The 16,621-nt window shown below is 72.4% G+C and carries 16 protein-coding genes; 8 read left to right on the forward strand and 8 right to left on the reverse strand.

What is annotated here, in order from left to right:
• Positions 1 to 155: 155 nt before the first annotated feature.
• The 5 genes from hutH to ACIQM0_RS33905 all read right to left on the reverse strand — a co-directional run bounded on the left by hutH (position 156) and on the right by ACIQM0_RS33905 (position 6,170).
• On the reverse strand, positions 156 to 1,706 hold the full coding sequence (gene hutH, locus ACIQM0_RS33885) for a histidine ammonia-lyase (RefSeq protein ID WP_401294229.1): 1,551 nt from the start codon (positions 1,704 to 1,706) through the stop codon (positions 156 to 158).
• Positions 1,707 to 1,785: 79 nt separating this feature from the next.
• Complete coding sequence (locus ACIQM0_RS33890) at positions 1,786 to 2,979, reverse strand: diguanylate cyclase domain-containing protein (protein ID WP_401294231.1); 1,194 nt, start codon at positions 2,977 to 2,979, stop codon at positions 1,786 to 1,788.
• Between the two features lie 96 nt (positions 2,980 to 3,075).
• On the reverse strand, positions 3,076 to 3,888 hold the full coding sequence (locus tag ACIQM0_RS33895) for an enoyl-CoA hydratase/isomerase family protein (RefSeq protein WP_401294233.1): 813 nt from the start codon (positions 3,886 to 3,888) through the stop codon (positions 3,076 to 3,078).
• Positions 3,889 to 3,964: 76 nt separating this feature from the next.
• Positions 3,965 to 5,146 (reverse strand): adenylate/guanylate cyclase domain-containing protein, encoded by a 1,182-nt coding sequence (locus ACIQM0_RS33900; RefSeq protein ID WP_401294235.1) that lies wholly within the window; start codon positions 5,144 to 5,146, stop codon positions 3,965 to 3,967.
• Between the two features lie 121 nt (positions 5,147 to 5,267).
• Positions 5,268 to 6,170 carry a biotin--[acetyl-CoA-carboxylase] ligase gene (locus tag ACIQM0_RS33905; RefSeq protein WP_401294237.1) on the reverse strand — a complete coding sequence of 301 codons (903 nt, stop codon included), beginning with the start codon at positions 6,168 to 6,170 and terminating at the stop codon, positions 5,268 to 5,270.
• 133 nt (positions 6,171 to 6,303) lie between these two features.
• On the opposite strand from ACIQM0_RS33905, the gene ACIQM0_RS33910 reads away from it, so the two are divergent.
• From ACIQM0_RS33910 to ACIQM0_RS33925, 4 genes are all read left to right on the forward strand, one after another.
• Positions 6,304 to 7,887: an acyl-CoA carboxylase subunit beta gene (locus ACIQM0_RS33910; protein ID WP_401294239.1), complete on the forward strand. Its 1,584-nt coding sequence runs from the start codon at positions 6,304 to 6,306 to the stop codon at positions 7,885 to 7,887.
• A gap of 14 nt (positions 7,888 to 7,901) precedes the next feature.
• Positions 7,902 to 8,108, forward strand: a complete 207-nt coding sequence (locus ACIQM0_RS33915) for an acyl-CoA carboxylase epsilon subunit (RefSeq protein WP_123461254.1) — start codon at positions 7,902 to 7,904, stop codon at positions 8,106 to 8,108.
• 76 nt (positions 8,109 to 8,184) lie between these two features.
• A complete protein-coding gene (gene mmpB / locus ACIQM0_RS33920) occupies positions 8,185 to 8,313 on the forward strand; it encodes a morphogenic membrane protein MmpB (protein WP_093900106.1) in 129 nt (42 codons plus the stop codon).
• 31 nt (positions 8,314 to 8,344) lie between these two features.
• On the forward strand, positions 8,345 to 8,962 hold the full coding sequence (locus ACIQM0_RS33925) for a nucleoside triphosphate pyrophosphatase (protein WP_363022361.1): 618 nt from the start codon (positions 8,345 to 8,347) through the stop codon (positions 8,960 to 8,962).
• 14 nt (positions 8,963 to 8,976) lie between these two features.
• Here ACIQM0_RS33925 and ACIQM0_RS33930 read toward each other — a convergent pair whose 3' ends face one another.
• Complete coding sequence (locus tag ACIQM0_RS33930) at positions 8,977 to 9,426, reverse strand: hypothetical protein (protein WP_401294309.1); 450 nt, start codon at positions 9,424 to 9,426, stop codon at positions 8,977 to 8,979.
• A gap of 398 nt (positions 9,427 to 9,824) precedes the next feature.
• On the opposite strand from ACIQM0_RS33930, the gene ACIQM0_RS33935 reads away from it, so the two are divergent.
• Together ACIQM0_RS33935 and ACIQM0_RS33940 are read left to right on the forward strand one after the other, a co-directional pair.
• Entirely contained in the window at positions 9,825 to 11,579 is a 1,755-nt protein-coding gene (locus tag ACIQM0_RS33935; RefSeq protein ID WP_363022360.1) for a biotin carboxylase N-terminal domain-containing protein, read from the forward strand.
• 153 nt (positions 11,580 to 11,732) lie between these two features.
• Entirely contained in the window at positions 11,733 to 12,320 is a 588-nt protein-coding gene (locus ACIQM0_RS33940; protein ID WP_401294241.1) for a TetR/AcrR family transcriptional regulator, read from the forward strand.
• Between the two features lie 66 nt (positions 12,321 to 12,386).
• On the opposite strand, the gene ACIQM0_RS33945 is transcribed toward ACIQM0_RS33940, so the two are convergent.
• Both ACIQM0_RS33945 and ACIQM0_RS33950 read right to left on the reverse strand, forming a co-directional pair.
• Positions 12,387 to 13,343, reverse strand: a complete 957-nt coding sequence (locus tag ACIQM0_RS33945; RefSeq protein ID WP_401294243.1) for a DeoR/GlpR family DNA-binding transcription regulator — start codon at positions 13,341 to 13,343, stop codon at positions 12,387 to 12,389.
• A gap of 186 nt (positions 13,344 to 13,529) precedes the next feature.
• Entirely contained in the window at positions 13,530 to 14,969 is a 1,440-nt protein-coding gene (locus ACIQM0_RS33950) for an NAD(P)H-quinone dehydrogenase (protein WP_401294245.1), read from the reverse strand.
• Between the two features lie 249 nt (positions 14,970 to 15,218).
• Here ACIQM0_RS33950 and ACIQM0_RS33955 point away from each other — a divergent pair, with 249 nt between their 5' ends.
• Together ACIQM0_RS33955 and ACIQM0_RS33960 are read left to right on the forward strand one after the other, a co-directional pair.
• The gene (locus ACIQM0_RS33955) at positions 15,219 to 15,656 is read left to right on the forward strand and encodes a gamma-glutamylcyclotransferase (protein WP_024490113.1); all 438 of its coding nucleotides are present in this window, start codon (positions 15,219 to 15,221) and stop codon (positions 15,654 to 15,656) included.
• A 135-nt stretch (positions 15,657 to 15,791) separates the two neighbouring features.
• Positions 15,792 to 16,616, forward strand: coding sequence for a purine-nucleoside phosphorylase (locus ACIQM0_RS33960; protein WP_401294247.1), 825 nt, complete (start codon positions 15,792 to 15,794; stop codon positions 16,614 to 16,616).
• Positions 16,617 to 16,621: the final 5 nt, after the last annotated feature.

A 16,621-nucleotide genomic window follows, 5' to 3' on the forward strand; every position in this document is an offset into this window, starting at 1 on the left:
CGGGTCCGGGGGGGGGGGGGGGGCCCTCCCCCCCCCCCCCCCCGGCGGGGGGGGCGGGGGCCCGCCCCCCCCCCCCCCGGGGGGGGGGGCCCCGGGGGTCCCCGGGGGGCCCGCCTCCGCGTGCGTCACTGGAACGAGCGACTCCGGGACAGCCCCTAGGCGAGCTGTCCCGTCACCGGTTCCACCGCCGCGACCAGCTTCCCCGCGCGCACGAAGGCGTCCGCGGCGGCCAGGTCCGGCGACAGGAAGCGGTCCGGGCCAGGCCCCTCCACGCCCGCCGCGCGCAGCGCCTCGACGGCCGCCAGCGAGGCGGGCGCCGGGGTGAGCCCCTGCGCGGCGCGCAGCTCGATCGCGCGGGTCGCCGCGTACAGCTCGACGGCGACGATCCGGGCGAGGTTCTCGACGGCGGTACGGAGCTTGCGCGCGGCCGACCAGCCCATCGAGACGTGGTCCTCCTGCATCGCGGAGGACGGGATGGAGTCCGCCGAGGCCGGGACGGCGAGCCGCTTCATCTCGCTGACCAGGGCCGCCTGGGTGTACTGGGCGATCATCAGGCCGGAGTCGACGCCGGCGTCGTCCGCCAGGAACGGCGGCAGCCCGTGCGAACGGTTCTTGTCCAGCAGCCGGTCGGTCCTGCGCTCGGTGATCGAGCCGAGGTCGGCCGCGACGATCGCCAGGAAGTCCAGGACGTACGCGACCGGGGCGCCGTGGAAGTTGCCGTTGGACTCGACCCGGCCGTCGGAGAGCACCACCGGGTTGTCCACGGCCGCGGCCAGTTCCCGGTCGGCGACGAGCCGGGCGTGGGCGAGGGTGTCCCGGCCCGCGCCGTTGACCTGCGGGGCGCACCGCACGGAGTAGGCGTCCTGGACGCGGGGGGCGTCGTCCTGGTGGTGGCCGGTGAGGCCGGACCCGGCGAGGACCCGCAGCATGTTGTCGGCGCTGGCGCCCTGGCCCGGGTGCGGGCGGATGGCGTGCAGCTCGGGGGCGAGGACCTTGTCCGTGCCGAGCAGCGCCTCCAGGGAGAGGGCCGCGGTGATGTCCGCCGAGGTGTAGAGGTTCTGGAGGTCGGCGATGGCCATCACGAGCATGCCGAGCATCCCGTCGGTGCCGTTGAGGAGGGCCAGGCCCTCCTTCTCGCGCAGCTCGACCGGGGTGATGCCGTGGGCGGCGAGGAGCTCGCCGGCGGGGCGCACGACGCCGTCGGGGCCCTCCGCGTCGCCCTCGCCCATCAAGGTCAGCGCGCAGTGCGAGAGCGGCGCCAGGTCGCCGGAGCAGCCGAGCGACCCGTACTCGTGGACGACGGGGGTGATCCCCGCGTTCAGGACGTCGGCCATGGTCTGCGCGATCCGGGGCCGTACGCCCGTGTGGCCGGAGGCGACCGTCTTCAGCCGGAGGAACATCAGCGCCCTGACGACCTCGCGCTCGACCCGCGGGCCCATGCCCGCGGCGTGCGAGCGGACGATGTTGCGCTGGAGCCGCGCGCGGAGTTCCGGGCTGATGTGGCGGCTGGCCAGTGCCCCGAATCCGGTGGAGACGCCGTAGACCGGCTCGGGCTTGGCGGCGAGCGCGTCGATGACCTCACGGGCCGCGGCGAGGGCGCTCACCGCGGCGGCGGAGAGCTCGACACGGGCGTTGCCGCGGGCCACGGCGATGACGTCCTGGGCGGTGGTACCGGACGTCCCCACCACGACTGTATGCATATCCATATTCAGAAGCGTACGGATTGAATCTCTTCATGTCACTAGTGGTCGCCCGGTTGACTCCTTACCGATCGGAGCACGCGGCTCAGGGGCGGTTCCCGCGCAGCCGGCGCCGGTCGTGGGCGGGTTTGGGCGGGGAGTCCGCCAGCCGGATCACCTCGCCGTCGCGCCCCGCCACCACGGGCTCCAGCGACCGGGCCGCCTTCGCCCGGTACTGCGCCGCGTCCGCCAGCCGGAACAGCCGCCGCGCGGAGACGACCGGGCCGATCGGGTCCCCGGTGGAGGCGATCCCGCAGGCCACCCCGTTGCCGAACTCCAGCTCGGCCGCCCGCTCGCAGAGCTCGGTGGCCACCGCGACCACCTCGTCCGCCCCCGGACCCACGGCCAGCAGGCAGAACTCGTCCCCGCCGAGCCGGGCCGACAGGGCGCCGGGCAGCCTGGCGCCGCACCGGGACAGCACCGAGCCGAAACGTTCCAGCAGACGGTCCCCGACCGCGTGGCCATGGGTGTCGTTGACCCACTTCAGCCCGTTGAGATCGCAGACGACCAGACTGACCACCGAACCGTCCACCCGGTGCCGCTCCACCGCCTCGTCCAGCCGCATGTCGACGGCCCGCCGGTTGGCGAGGCCGGTCAGCGGGTCGGTGAAGGCGAGCTTGCGCACCTCCTCCAGGCGCTCCGTCTGGGAGATCCCGGCGGCCACGACAGCGGCCAGCACGGTGGCGAAGTCCGCGTCCGCGCGCCCGAACACCGGCTCCCCCACCGGACGCGCCACATAGAGCTCGCCCCAGGCCCGGCCGTGCAGCACGATCGGCGCCACCACACAGCAGCCGCGCCCGCGCCGGCGCAGGGCCGCCACCCGCTGATGGCAGTAGCCGTGCCCGTAACCGCGCGCACCCGCCGCCCCGGCCCCCCGCCCACCGTCCGCGGGATCGGGGTCCGGCTCCACCGGGCCCTCGGCGGTCTCCACCCAGGCGTCCGGTTCACCGCCCCCGGCCCACCGCTCGTGGAGGAACTCGGTGATCTCCGGGAACTGGTGCACCGGGTACGTCTCCTCGTCGGGGAACTCCTCCTCCCCCTCGGCCCGGTCGCCCGCGTTCACCAGGACCCGCAGCCGGCCGCGCCCGCGCTCCCACACCGACAGGGCGGCGAAGCTGCCGCCCAGCGCCTCGCACGCGCCCAGCGCGGCCGCTCGCCAGCACCCCCGCGGGGTGTGCGCCGCCGCCATCGCCTGCGCAAGCGACACCACGGCCCGGAGTCGCGCATCATCACCACCCATCGCTCCAGCCTATGTAGATTTGCGGTGATTTGATCAGCCTGCGGCCATGATCATGCGCGTTGCGCCGCCGTACGGCTACCCAGTGTCACGAACGCGTCATTCCCCGGGCCAGTTCGGCTTCCGCTTCTCGTTGAACGCGGCGACGCCCTCCGCACGGTCGCCGGAGAAGGCCACCGACCGCCACGCGGAGTCCTCCACCTCCAGGCCGGCCCGCAGATCGAGCCCGTGCCCGAGCCGCAGCGCCCGCTTCGCCGCCCGCAGCCCGACCGGGGAGTTGCCCGCGATCCGGCCGGCGAGGGCCAGCGCCTCGGACCGGTCCTGGCCCTGCGCCACCAGCTCGTCGACCAGCCCCAGCTCCCGGGCCTCCGCCGCCTCCACCCGGCGGGCGGTGAAGATCAGCTCGGCGGCCCGCGCCGCCCCGATCCGGCGCGGCAGCAGCTGGGTGCCGCCGCCGCCCGGGATGACCCCGACCGAGACCTCGGGCAGGCCCACCAGGGCGGTCCGGTCGGCGACGATCAGATCGCAGGACAGGGCCAGCTCGAATCCGCCGCCGAGCGCGAAACCGTGCACCGCGGCGATCGTCGGCATGGGCAGTTCGAGGACACCGGTGTAGGCGGCGCGGGCGGTGGGCCGCTGGCGCACGAGGTCGGCGTCGGTGAAGGAGTTCCGCTCCTTGAGGTCCGCCCCCACGCAGAAGGCCCGCTCATGGCTGGAGGTGAGGACGGTGACCCGTACGTCCGGGTCGGCGGCGAGCGCGGCGCAGGCCGCCCCGATCGAGCGGGCCATGTCCGTGGACACCGCGTTCATGGCCTTCGGCCGGTCGAGGACAAGCTCGGCGACGTGCTCCAGGCCCTCGTGACCCCGCACGACGACGAATTCCCCGAACCGCTGCTCGGACGTGACGGTCATGACTGCACCCCTGTCGGTTAACGAGCGTTACCGCAGGGATCCTAGAGCGCTGCCCCTCAAGCCGGACGAGGCGAGGTCAGGACTGGCCGCGGCGGGCCAGCAGCCACGGCTCGACGACACCGAGGCCGCGCACCGGGCGCTGCCACATCGGCTGCAGTCCGTAGCGGTACTTGGGCACGGGCCTCGGCTCCTCGCCGTCCGTGCCCTCCTTCTCGGCGCGGGCCGCGGCCGCGGCGTCCTCCGCGGCCCGGGCCTCGGAGACGGGGGCGTCGCCGGTACGGGTCAGCTCCTCGGCGAACGCCCCGTCCACCAGGACGGCGTCCTTCGGAGCTATCGAGGTCAGCCGGCTGGCGAGGTTCACCGTGGTGCCGAAGACATCGCCCATCCGGGTGGTGACCGTGCCGAACGCGATGCCGACGCGCAGCGCCGGCATCGTCTCGTCCAGCGCCATGGCCTCGACGAGGCGCAGCGCGATCTCGGCCGCGGTGCCCGCGTCGTCGGCGGCGAAGAGGACCTCGTCGCCGAGCGTCTTGATGAGCCGGCCGCCGTGCGCGGCGACCAGGTCGGCGCAGGTGGTCTCGAAGGACTCGACGAGCTCGCCGAGCTCCTCCTCCTCCAGGCGCCGGGTGAGCCGGGTGAACCCGACGAGGTCGGCGAAGCCGACGGCGAGGCGCCGGTCGACCATCTCGTCGTCGTCCGCGGCCTGGACGACCCGGCCGGTGGCGGCGGCGAGCTGGCGCCGCCACACGTAGACGAGGAACTCCTCCAGCTCCGGCAGGAGCAGCTCGACCAGGGGGTACGTGACCTCGGTCCGGGTCATTCCGGGCTCGGGCGGCTCGGTCAGGCCCTCCAGGAACGAATCGATCTGCCACTCCGCCAGCCGGGCGGTGGTCTGCCCGGTGGACCGGGCCACCTGGATCGCCATGGGCTCGCTGAGCAGCCCGGCCTCGACCAGACCGGACAGCCGCCGCAGCGCCAGCACGTCCGCCTCGGTCAGCGCCTTGGCCTGTCCGATGTCGGCGAAGCCCATGGCCCGCCAGAACCGGGACGCCAGGTCCATGGAGACGCCCGCGGTCCGGGCGGCCTGGAACGGGGTGTAGCGCCGGTCGGCGCCCAGGATCAGCGCTTCCAGCCTGATCGCGAGGGGGTCGTCGGTCGGTTCCGCCGTGTGGTCGACTTCGTGATGCGGTGTCGCGTGGACCGATGGGTCCGACGGGGGCTCCGCGCCATCGCCGGAGGTCGTGTCGTCGACGGTCACCAGCCGCCTCCTGCCCGTTCCCTGCGCACTGCCCTGCCGATCTGTCGGTGGATCGCCTCAACGATACGGCAGGTGTGCCCTACCTCACGTCCCCAGGTCACCCGGACGCGGGGCACGCCGCTCAGGTCAGACCGCCTCCGGCCCCGCGCAGGTGCACGACGTCGCCGGCCGAAACGGGCTCCTGGAGGCCGTCGCCGGTCGACAGGACCAGCCGCCCGTCCCCGTCGATCGCCACCGCCTCGCCCGTGAGCGTGCGGTCGCCCGGCAGCTGGGCCCGTACCGTCCGTCCGAGCGTCGCGCAGCTCGCCGCGTACGCCTCGCGCAGGCCGCTCGCGGCCGCGTCGCCGTCCGCCTCGCGCCACTTCCCGTACCACTGCTCCAGCGACCGCAGCACGCCCCTGAGCAGCGTCTCGCGGTCCGTGGAGACCGCGCCGGCCAGGGCGAGCGAGGCGGCCGTGGGGGCGGGCAGCTCGTCCGCGCGCAGGGAGACGTTGAGGCCGATGCCGATGACGACCCCGTCCCCGGCGCGTTCGGCGAGGATGCCGCCGGTCTTGCGCTCCTCGGTGGACGGGGTCTCCCCCGGACCGAGGCCGCCGGAGTCCGTGGGGACGGTGACCAGGACGTCGTTGGGCCACTTCAGTGCCGTGTCGACGCCCGCCGACCTCGCCAGGCCGGCCGCCACCGCGACCCCGGTGAGCAGCGGCAGCCATCCCCAGTGCCGTACGGGGATGTCGCCGGGGGTCAGGTAGACGGAGAAGAAGAGGCCGGAGCGGGGCGGGGCGGTCCAGGTCCGGTCGAGGCGTCCCCGTCCGGCGGTCTGCTCCTCCGCGACCAGGACGGCGCCCTCGGTGAGCCCGGCGGCCCGCCCGACGAGGTCGGAGTTGGTGGACCCGGTGGTGTCCACGACGTCGAGGGAGCTCCACAGCCCGTCCGGCCGGAGCAGACCGCGCCGCAGCGCGGGAACGTTCAGGGGCGGCCGGTCCAGGTCCGACCAACGGTTGTGAGACGCATCCGAAGGTGTCATGCAAGCCACCCTAGGTGTGTCAAACGACGCACTGCCGAACCGTATCCGCGCCGATACGCTACGGGACAGTAGCTGTTCATCCGCTGATCAGCAGCACAGTCGTCCCCGTGACCAGGCAGGGAGCCGCAACCCGATGTCCGAGCCGGAAGAGACCGACATCCACACCACCGCGGGCAAGCTCGCGGACCTGCAGCGCCGTACCGAAGAGGCGACCCACGCGGGTTCCGCGCGCGCGGTGGAAAAGCAGCACGCGAAGGGCAAGTTGACGGCGCGCGAGCGCGTGGACCTGCTGCTGGACGAGGGCTCCTTCGTCGAACTCGACGAATTCGCCCGGCACCGCTCGACGAACTTCGGGATCGAGAAGAACCGCCCGTACGGAGACGGTGTCGTCACCGGGTACGGCACGGTCGACGGCCGCCCCGTCTGCGTGTACTCGCAGGACTTCACCATCTTCGGCGGCTCGCTCGGCGAGGTCTACGGTGAGAAAATCGTCAAGGTGATGGATTTCGCGCTGAAGACCGGCTGTCCGGTCATCGGCATCAACGACGGCGGCGGCGCCCGCATCCAGGAAGGCGTGGCGGCGCTGGGCCTCTTCGCGGAGATCTTCCGGCGCAATGTGCACGCCTCGGGTGTCGTCCCGCAGATCTCGCTGATCGTCGGACCGTGCGCGGGCGGCGCGGTCTACTCCCCCGCGATCACCGACTTCACGGTCATGGTCGACCAGACCTCGCACATGTTCATCACCGGGCCCGACGTCATCAAGACGGTCACCGGCGAGGACGTCGGCTTCGAGGAGCTCGGCGGCGCCCGCACCCACAACACCACCTCCGGTGTGGCGCACCACATGGCGGGCGACGAGAAGGACGCCATCGAGTACGTCAAGTCGCTGCTCTCCTACCTCCCGTCGAACAACCTCTCCGAGGCCCCGGCGTTCCCGGAGGAGGCGGACCTCGCGACCAGCGAGGAGGACCGCGAGCTGGACACGCTCATCCCCGACTCGGCGAACCAGCCGTACGACATGCACACCGCGATCGAGCACGTGCTGGACGAGGGCGAGTTCCTGGAGACCCAGGCCCTGTTCGCGCCGAACATCCTCACCGGTTTCGGCCGGGTCGAGGGCTATCCGGTCGGCATCGTCGCCAACCAGCCGATGCAGTTCGCCGGCTGCCTGGACATCAACGCGAGCGAGAAGGCCGCGCGCTTCGTGCGGACCTGCGACGCCTTCAACGTGCCCGTGCTGACCTTCGTGGACGTGCCCGGCTTCCTGCCCGGCGTCGACCAGGAGTACGGCGGCATCATCCGCCGCGGCGCCAAGCTGATCTACGCGTACGCGGAGGCCACGGTCCCGCTGATCACGGTGATCACCCGCAAGGCGTTCGGCGGCGCCTACGACGTCATGGGCTCCAAGCACCTGGGCGCCGACATCAACGTCGCCTGGCCGACCGCCCAGATCGCCGTCATGGGCGCGCAGGGCGCCGTCAACATCCTGCACCGCCGCACGATCGCGGCCGCGGAGGATCAGGACGCCACCCGCGCCGAGCTGATCGCGGACTACGAGGACGCGCTGCTCAACCCGTACGTGGCGGCCGAGCGCGGTTACGTGGACGCGGTGATCATGCCGTCCGAGACCCGGGCCCACGTGGTCAGGGGACTGCGGCAGCTGCGGACCAAGCGGGAGTCGCTGCCCCCGAAGAAGCACGGCAACATCCCTCTCTAGAAAGGGCTCTGGCCATGATCAAGGTCGTACGGGGCAACCCGACCCCGGAAGAGCTGGCAGCCGCGCTCGCGGTCGTTCAGGCCCGCGCCGCCGCGGTGGCCGCCGTGTCCTCCGGCGCGCCGGAGCTGCCCGGCCAGTGGTCCGACCCGGGCCGGGTCGCCCGGCGCGGCCGTCATCTGCCGGGGCCGCGCGCCTGGGCGCGCACGTACTGGCCCGGGTAGCCGGCAGGAGGCTCTCGTGGGCGGTTGAGTACGCGTACTCAGGCGCCCGCGCGGCCCGCGCAGCAGGATCGTAGGCATGCTGTGGTCGGACCCCGAGAACAAGCCGCCGAAGGAACTGCGCGACGCCCAGGACATGATGCGGCGCGCGGGTCTGGTGCTCGCGCTGGCCATGGTGGTCGCCATGTTCGTGCTCGGCACCCGCTGACCGTGCGGGAGGCGTGCGGCTGATTTGTACGATGGCGCGCATGACTGATCCCGCACCCCGCCGTCTCGTGCTCGCCTCCGCCTCCCCCGCCCGCCTCGGTCTGCTCCGGCAGGCCGGGTTCGCTCCCGAGGTGATCGTCAGCGGGGTGGACGAGGACGCGCTGAGCGCCCCGACCCCCGCCGAGCTGGCGCTCGTCCTCGCCGAGGCCAAGGCCGCGGCGGTGGCGGCGCTTCCGGAGGTAGCGGGCGCCCTGGTCATCGGGTGCGACTCGGTGCTCGAACTCGACGGCGAGGCGCTCGGCAAACCGGCCGACGCCGAGGACGCCACCGCCCGCTGGAAGTCCATGCGGGGCCGGTCGGGGGTGCTGCGGACCGGTCACAGCCTGACCGACACCGCGGCCGGGCGGACGGTCTCGGAGACCGCGTCCACGACGGTCCGCTTCGGTGAACCGACGGACGCCGAGATCGCCGCCTACGTGGCCTCCGGCGAACCGCTGCACGTGGCGGGCGCCTTCACCCTCGACGGGCGCTCGGCGCCGTTCGTGGACTCCATCGACGGCGACCCGGGCAACGTCATCGGGCTGTCGCTGCCGCTGCTGCGGCGGCTGCTGGGCGAACTGGGGATCCCGGTCACCGATCTCTGGGTCTGAGCGGGGCCGTACGGTCAGGCCGGGGCCGGGGCCGTCGGCGGCTCCGCGCCCGCCTCGGCTGCCGGCTCCTCGCGGTCCGCGCCGTACACCACCAGCGTCAGCACGAGCAGTCCGAGCACCACCATCATGAACACGAACGCGGTCCAGCCGATCAGACCCACCGTGAGCGCGCCCAGCACCCCGTGGATGACGGCGCAGCAGATGAGGACGATCCGGGCGATCCGGCCCGGGGCCCGGTCGCGGATGCCGGTCAGCAGGAGCAGCACCCCGCACAGCAGCAGGAACAGTCCGGAGACTCCGCCCAGCGCCCAGGTGCCGTTGGCCATGGCGCCGGGGTCCATCCCCGCCAGCGACATGTCCTGGTTCTTCACGACGGTCGCCATGACACCGTTGACGATCACGATGCCCACGGCTTCCGCGAACAGCACGATCGCGGCTATGAATGCCACCGGCCTGCGCACCATGGCGCTCACCCCCTGTTACCTGCAGTACGTGCGATAGCGCGGACCCTACTAATGGGTAATGCTCCGGACAAGGGGTTCGTCCGCCTTCACGCCTCTGCGGCCTCCTGGCGGGTCCCCGCGGGACGGGCCGCCGGGTGCCGGGCAAAGAATCGCGCAGCCGTTAGTAGGAATCAGACAAAGAAACACCGGGCGTCGCTGCCCGTACCGACAGAGACCTGGACCACACCTCGTGGCTACTGTGCGGTTATGGATCCCGGCGTACCGTGGTGCGACAAGGGATTTCGCGACTTGAGCAAGCCTCGAATCACACTCCGTGTGGGCAAGCTCACCATTGGGGACGGGTCGTAGGGCCGTGTCGGTAGTCCCTAAACTCAGCTTGTTTCAAGGAGGGAGCCATCGTGCGCAAGGTGCTCATCGCCAACCGTGGCGAAATTGCTGTCCGTGTTGCCCGAGCTTGCCGGGACGCGGGAATCGGGAGCGTGGCCGTCTACGCGGACCCGGACCGCGACGCTCTGCACGTGCGTGCGGCCGACGAGGCATTCGCCCTGGGCGGTGACACCCCGGCCGCCAGCTATCTGGACATGGCCAAGGTGCTCCAGGCTGCCAAGGACTCCGGGGCGGACGCGATCCACCCGGGTTACGGATTCCTCTCGGAGAACGCCGAGTTCGCCCAGGCCGTGCTGGACGCCGGGCTGACGTGGATCGGCCCGCCGCCGCAGGCGATCCGGGACCTCGGTGACAAGGTCGCCGCCCGTCACATCGCGCAGCGCGCGGGTGCCCCGCTCGTCGCGGGCACCCCGGACCCGGTCGAGGGTTCCGCCGAGGTCGTCGCCTTCGCCGAGGCGAACGGGCTGCCGATCGCGATCAAGGCCGCCTTCGGCGGTGGCGGTCGCGGGCTGAAGGTCGCCCGCACGCTGGAGGAGATCCCGGAGCTGTACGACTCCGCGGTCCGTGAGGCCGTCGCCGCGTTCGGGCGCGGGGAGTGCTTCGTGGAGCGCTACCTCGACAAGCCGCGGCACGTGGAGACCCAGTGCCTGGCCGACTCCCACGGCAACGTGGTCGTCGTCTCCACCCGTGACTGCTCGCTCCAGCGCCGGCACCAGAAGCTGGTCGAGGAGGCCCCGGCGCCGTTCCTGTCCGAGGCGCAGAACGCCGAGCTGTACGCGGCGTCGAAGGCGATCCTGAAGGAGGCCGGTTACGTCGGCGCCGGCACGGTCGAGTTCCTCGTCGGCACGGACGGCACGATCTCCTTCCTGGAGGTCAACACCCGCCTCCAGGTCGAGCACCCGGTGACCGAGGAGGTCACCGGCCTCGACCTCGTGCGCGAGATGTTCCGGATCGCCGACGGCGAGGAACTGGGCTACGACGACCCGGCCGTGCGCGGCCACTCCTTCGAGTTCCGGATCAACGGCGAGGACCCGGGCCGCGGCTTCCTGCCGGCCCCCGGCACCGTCACCCTGTTCGCCCCGCCGAGCGGCCCCGGTGTCCGCCTGGACGCGGGCGTCGAGTCCGGCTCGGTCATCGGCCCCGCCTGGGACTCGCTGCTGGCGAAGCTGGTCGTGACCGGTGCGACGCGTGAGCAGGCGCTCCAGCGCGCGGCCCGTGCGCTGGGCGAGTTCACCGTCGAGGGCATGGCCACCGCCATCCCGTTCCACCGCGCGGTCGTCGCGGACCCGGCGTTCACGTCCGACCCGTTCCGGATCCACACCCGCTGGATCGAGACCGAGTTCGTCAACGAGATCCCTGCGTTCGCCGCTCCGGCCGACACGGAGGCGGACGAGGAGTCCGGCCGCGAGACCGTGGTCGTCGAGGTCGGCGGCAAGCGCCTCGAGGTCTCGCTGCCCTCGTCGCTCGGCATGAGCCTGGCCCGTACCGGACTCGCGGCGGGCGCCAAGCCCAAGCGCCGCGCGGCGAAGAAGTCCGGCTCCGCGGCCTCCGGCGACACCCTCGCCTCCCCGATGCAGGGCACGATCGTGAAGATCGCCGTGGCGGAGGGCCAGGAGGTCAAGGAGGGCGACCTGATCGTCGTCCTGGAGGCCATGAAGATGGAGCAGCCGCTCAACGCGCACCGCGCCGGCACGGTCAAGGGCCTGGCCGCCGAGGTCGGCAGCTCGGTCTCGTCCGGTGCCGTCATCTGCGAGATCAAGGACTGACCCCCGCTCCGTCCGTTCCACCGGCGCCCCTGTCACCTCGTACGACGTGGCAGGGGCGCCGTTCGTGGGCCGGGGGAACGCGGCCTCCGGGGCACCGGCCGGACGTGCGATGGCATCCTGGACCCCCGCGGCGGAATCAGGGAGGACTGCGCGATGGCGATGAGCACGGCAGGGACACCGGCCCGGCCCATGCGCGCCGACGCGCGCCGCAATTACGACCGGCTGCTGGCCGAGGCCCGTACCGCGTTCGCGGAGCACGGCACGACGGCGTCCCTGGAGGATGTCGCGCGGTGCGCGGGGGTGGGGATCGGCACGCTGTACCGGCACTTCCCGACCCGGCACGCGCTGATGAGCGCCGTCTTCCAGGAGGCCGTGGCCGACCTGATCGCCCGCTCCCGCGAGTTGGCCGGGACGGAGCGGCCGTGCGACGGGCTGGTGGAGTGGCTGGGCGCGATCATCACTCATGCGGGTGAGTACCGCGGGCTGGCCCAGGCGCTCATGTCGACGTGCCGGGACGAGACTTCGGCGCTGTCCCCGTGCAATGTGCCGCTGCGCGAGGCGGGTTCGGTCCTGCTGGTGCGTGCGCAGGCGAGCGGGGCGGTGCGGGCGGAGGTCTCCATCGACGACCTGACGCAGCTCACGAACGCGATCGCGCTGGCCGCGGAGCAGTCACCGGACGATCCGGGCCTGGCGGGGCGGCTGCTGGCACTGACGGTGCAGGGCTTGCGGGCGCAGGCCTGAGGCCCGGCCGGCCTCCGGCGGCTCCGCCCCGGACCCCGCGCCGCGAACGCCGGCGGAGCCGGAGCGCTACCGACGGCGCAGGTCCGCCACCCGGGCCCGCTCCCCCTGCTCCGCCAGCACCGACGCCGTGCCCCGTAACTGCTGCGGTCCGCTCCCGTGCGTCCGCCGCTGCCCCGGCAGGGGCATGTCGCGGCGGTTGGCCCGGCCGGGCGGCGCGGGGTCCGCCGGGGTCTGGGCGCCTCCGGCGCCGGCCACCGCGATCTGCACTCCCTGGTCCGCCAGGGCCTGCAGCTCCGCCGCGGCCCGGTCGTCGTGCGCGGCCGGTTCGTCCGTCACGAGACGGGTGATGAGGTCGGTCGGCACCGTCTGGAACATGGTGTCGGCGCCGAGCTTGGTGTGGTCCGCCAGGACCACCACCTCCCCCGCCGCCTGCACCAGCGCCCGGTCCACGCTCGCGGAGAGCATGTTGGACGTGGAGAGCCCGCGCTCGGCGGTGAGCCCGCTCCCGGACAGGAAGGCGCGCGAGACCCGCAGCCCCTGGAGCGACTGCTCGGCACCGCTGCCCACCAGGGCGTAGTTGGAACCGCGCAGGGTGCCCCCGGTCATCACCACTTCCACCCGGTTGGCATGGGCCAACGCCTGGGCGACCAGCAGCGAATTGGTCACCACGGTCAGACCGGGGACCCGCGCGAGCCGGCGGGCCAGCTCCTGCGTGGTCGTACCGGCGCCGACCACGATGGCCTCGCCCTCTTCGACGAGACCGGCGGCCAGATCGGCGATGGCGGTCTTCTCCGCGGTCGCGAGATGGGATTTCTGCGGAAAGCCGGACTCCCGCGTAAAACCGCCCGGTAAAACCGCACCGCCGTGCCGGCGGTCGAGGAGTCCTTCCGCCTCCAGTGCCCGCACGTCCCGCCGTACGGTCACTTCGGAGGTCTGGACGACGCGGGCGAGCTCACGGAGCGATACCGCCCCGTTGGCACGCACCATTTCGAGGATCAATTGACGACGTTCTGCAGCGAACACGAAACTGACAGTAACGCCATCACCCGAGAGTTTTCAGCAGTTTGCGCCGAATAGCAGAAGTTGTACACACAAGGGGCCGCCAAGTGGTATAGGCGGCCCCGTTGTTGTTCCCTACTGATCGCAGGCGGTCGCCGGACCGCCCGAGTTGCCGGGAGTCACCGGGTAACGCCCGGTCCCCGAGGCGTTCTACGCCTCGCCCGCCTGCTTACGGGTGTGCAACTGACGGGCCACTTCCGCGATCGATCCCGACAGGGACGGATACACAGTGAAGGCGTTTGCGATCTGCTCCACCGTCAGATTGTTGTCGACCGCGATCGAGATGGGGTGGATCAGCTCGCTCGCCCGCGGTGCGACGACGCAGCCGCCGACCACGATGCCGGTGCCGGGGCGGCAGAATATCTTGACGAAACCGTCCCGGATGCCCTGCATCTTGGCGCGCGGGTTGCGCAGCAGCGGCAGCTTGACGACGCGGGCGTCGATCTTGCCCCCGTCAACGTCGGACTGGCTGTAGCCGACCGTGGCGATCTCCGGGTCGGTGAAGACGTTCGAGGAGACCGTCTTCAGGTTCAGCGGTGTCACCGCGTCACCGAGGAAGTGGTACATCGCGATCCGGCCCTGCATCGCGGCGACCGAGGCGAGCGCGAAGATCCCGGTGACGTCACCGGCCGCGTAGACGCCCGGCGCGCTGGTGCGGGAGACCTTGTCGGTCCAGATGTGGCCCGAGTCCTTGAGCTTGACCCCGGCCTCCTCCAGGCCCATGCCCGCGCTGTTCGGGATCGCGCCGACCGCCATCAGGCAGTGCGACCCGGAGATGACCCGGCCGTCGGCGAGGGTGACCTCGACGCGGTCACCGACGCGCTTGGCGGACTGGGCGCGGGAGCGGGCCATCACGTTCATGCCGCGGCGCCGGAAGACGTCCTCCAGGACGGCGGCCGCGTCCGGGTCCTCACCCGGCAGCACCCGGTCACGGGAGGAGACGAGGGTGACGCGGGAGCCGAGGGCCTGGTAGGCGCCGGCGAACTCCGCGCCCGTGACACCGGAGCCGACCACGATGAGCTCCTCGGGGAGCTCGTCGAGGTCGTAGACCTGGGTCCAGTTCAGGATCCGCTCGCCGTCGGGGAGCGCGTCCGGGATCTCCCGGGGGTGGCCACCGGTCGCGATCAGCACGGCGTCGGCGGAGAGGGTCTCCTCCGTGCCGTCGGCCGCGGTCACCACGACCTGGCGGGAGCCGTCGGCGGCCTGGAGTCCCTCCAGCCGGCCGCGTCCGCGCATCACCCGCGCGCCCGCACGGGTGACGGAGGCGTTGATGTCGTGGGACTGGGCGAGCGCCAGGCGCTTCACCCGTCGGTTGACCTTGCCCAGGTCGACGCCGACCACGCGCGCCGCCTGCTCCTTGTGCGGGGTGTCGTCCGCGACGATGATGCCCAGCTCCTCGTACGAGGAGTCGAAGGTGGTCATCACCTCTGCCGTCGCGATCAGGGTCTTCGAGGGCACGCAGTCGGTGAGCACGGACGCGCCGCCGAGGCCGTCGCAGTCGACGACGGTCACCTCCGCGCCGAGCTGGGCTCCCACCAATGCCGCCTCGTACCCGCCGGGTCCGCCGCCGATGATCACGATCCGGGTCACGAAAAGTCCGCCTCGCGTTTCGTCCCGCGGCCGTCTGCTGCCCCGGCCGGGGTCCAGGGGGTCGCCCCGGGTGAATGCAGTACGTACTTCATTGTCCCGCACGCGCCAAGGTGCTTCGCCCCGGGGCCCTCCATACGTGCACCGGGCCCCCGGGGCGGGGGCCCGGACCTCAGGTGGGGCACCCCCCGAGCGGGCGTCTTCCTCACGGGAATCGACCTCCCCGGGGCCACCTCCCGTACCCTCGACCCCATGTCGCTCTACGCCGCATACGCCGGCAACCTCGACGCGCGGCTGATGACGCGCCGCGCACCGCACTCGCCGCTGCGCGGAACCGGCTGGCTGAACGGCTGGAGGCTGACGTTCGGCGGTGAGCAGATGGGCTGGGAGGGCGCGCTGGCCACGGTGGTCGAGGCGCCGCGCTCCCAGGTCTTCGTCGCCCTGTACGACCTGGCGCCGATGGACGAGGACTCCATGGACCGCTGGGAGGGCGTCGGCCTCGACATCTACCGGCGGATGCGGGTCCGGGTGCACACCCTGGACGGCGAGGAGCCGGCCTGGATGTACGTGCTGAACGGCTACGAGGGCGGGCTGCCCTCCGCCCGCTACCTCGGCGAGATCGCGGACGCCGCCGACTCCGCGGGCGCACCGCACGACTACGTGATGGAACTCCGCAAGCGCCCCTGCTGAGCCCGGACGGCGCCCGCGAGCCGCCTTTCCGCAGGATCGCCGCCCCACCACTTGTGGGAACGCACGAACAGCTGCTTTCAGACTCTGTACGGGAGCATCTACGCGCGTAGGGAATCAGCGGTTACGCTCATCCGCGTGAACGCATCAGTTATTCCGGACCACATCCAGGGCGACCCGCTGGCCGCCGCCGCCGACGCCGCCGCCCGCCTGCGCGAGCTGACCGGTGCCGAGACCCACGACGTCGCACTCGTGATGGGCTCCGGCTGGGCACCCGCGGGCGATGCGCTCGGCATTCCGGAGGCCGAGTTCCCGGTGACCGCCCTGCCGGGATTCCCGGCCCCCTCCGTCGAGGGCCACGGCGGCACGATCCGCTCGTACCGGATCGGCGAGAAGCGCGCCCTGGTCTTCCTCGGCCGCACGCACTTCTACGAGGGCCGCGGCGTCGCCGCCGTGGCGCACGGGGTGCGTACCGCTGTCGCGGCGGGCTGCAGGACCGTGGTGCTGACGAACGGCTGCGGCGGGCTGCGCGAGGGCATGCGCCCCGGCCAGCCGGTCCTGATCAGCGACCACATCAACCTCACGGCGGCGTCGCCGATCATCGGCGCCAACTTCGTCGACCTGACCGACCTGTACTCCCCGCGGCTGCGGGCGCTGTGCAAGGAGGTCGACGAGACCCTCGAAGAGGGCGTGTACGTGCAGTTCCCCGGCCCGCACTACGAGACCCCGGCCGAGATCAACATGGTCCGCGTCATGGGCGGCGACCTGGTCGGCATGTCCACCGTGCTGGAGGCCATCGCGGCCCGGGAGGCCGGGGCGGAGGTCCTGGGCATCTCGCTGGTGACGAACCTGGCCGCCGGGCTGAGCGGGGAGCCGCTGAACCACGAGGAGGTGCTCCAGGCGGGCCGCGACTCCGCGACCCGGATGGGCTCGCTGCTGGCGCGCCTGCTGGACCGCATCTGACCCGG

It is taken from the genome of Streptomyces sp. NPDC091387, assembly GCF_044756945.1.
Classification (GTDB): Bacteria; Actinomycetota; Actinomycetes; order Streptomycetales; family Streptomycetaceae; genus Streptomyces.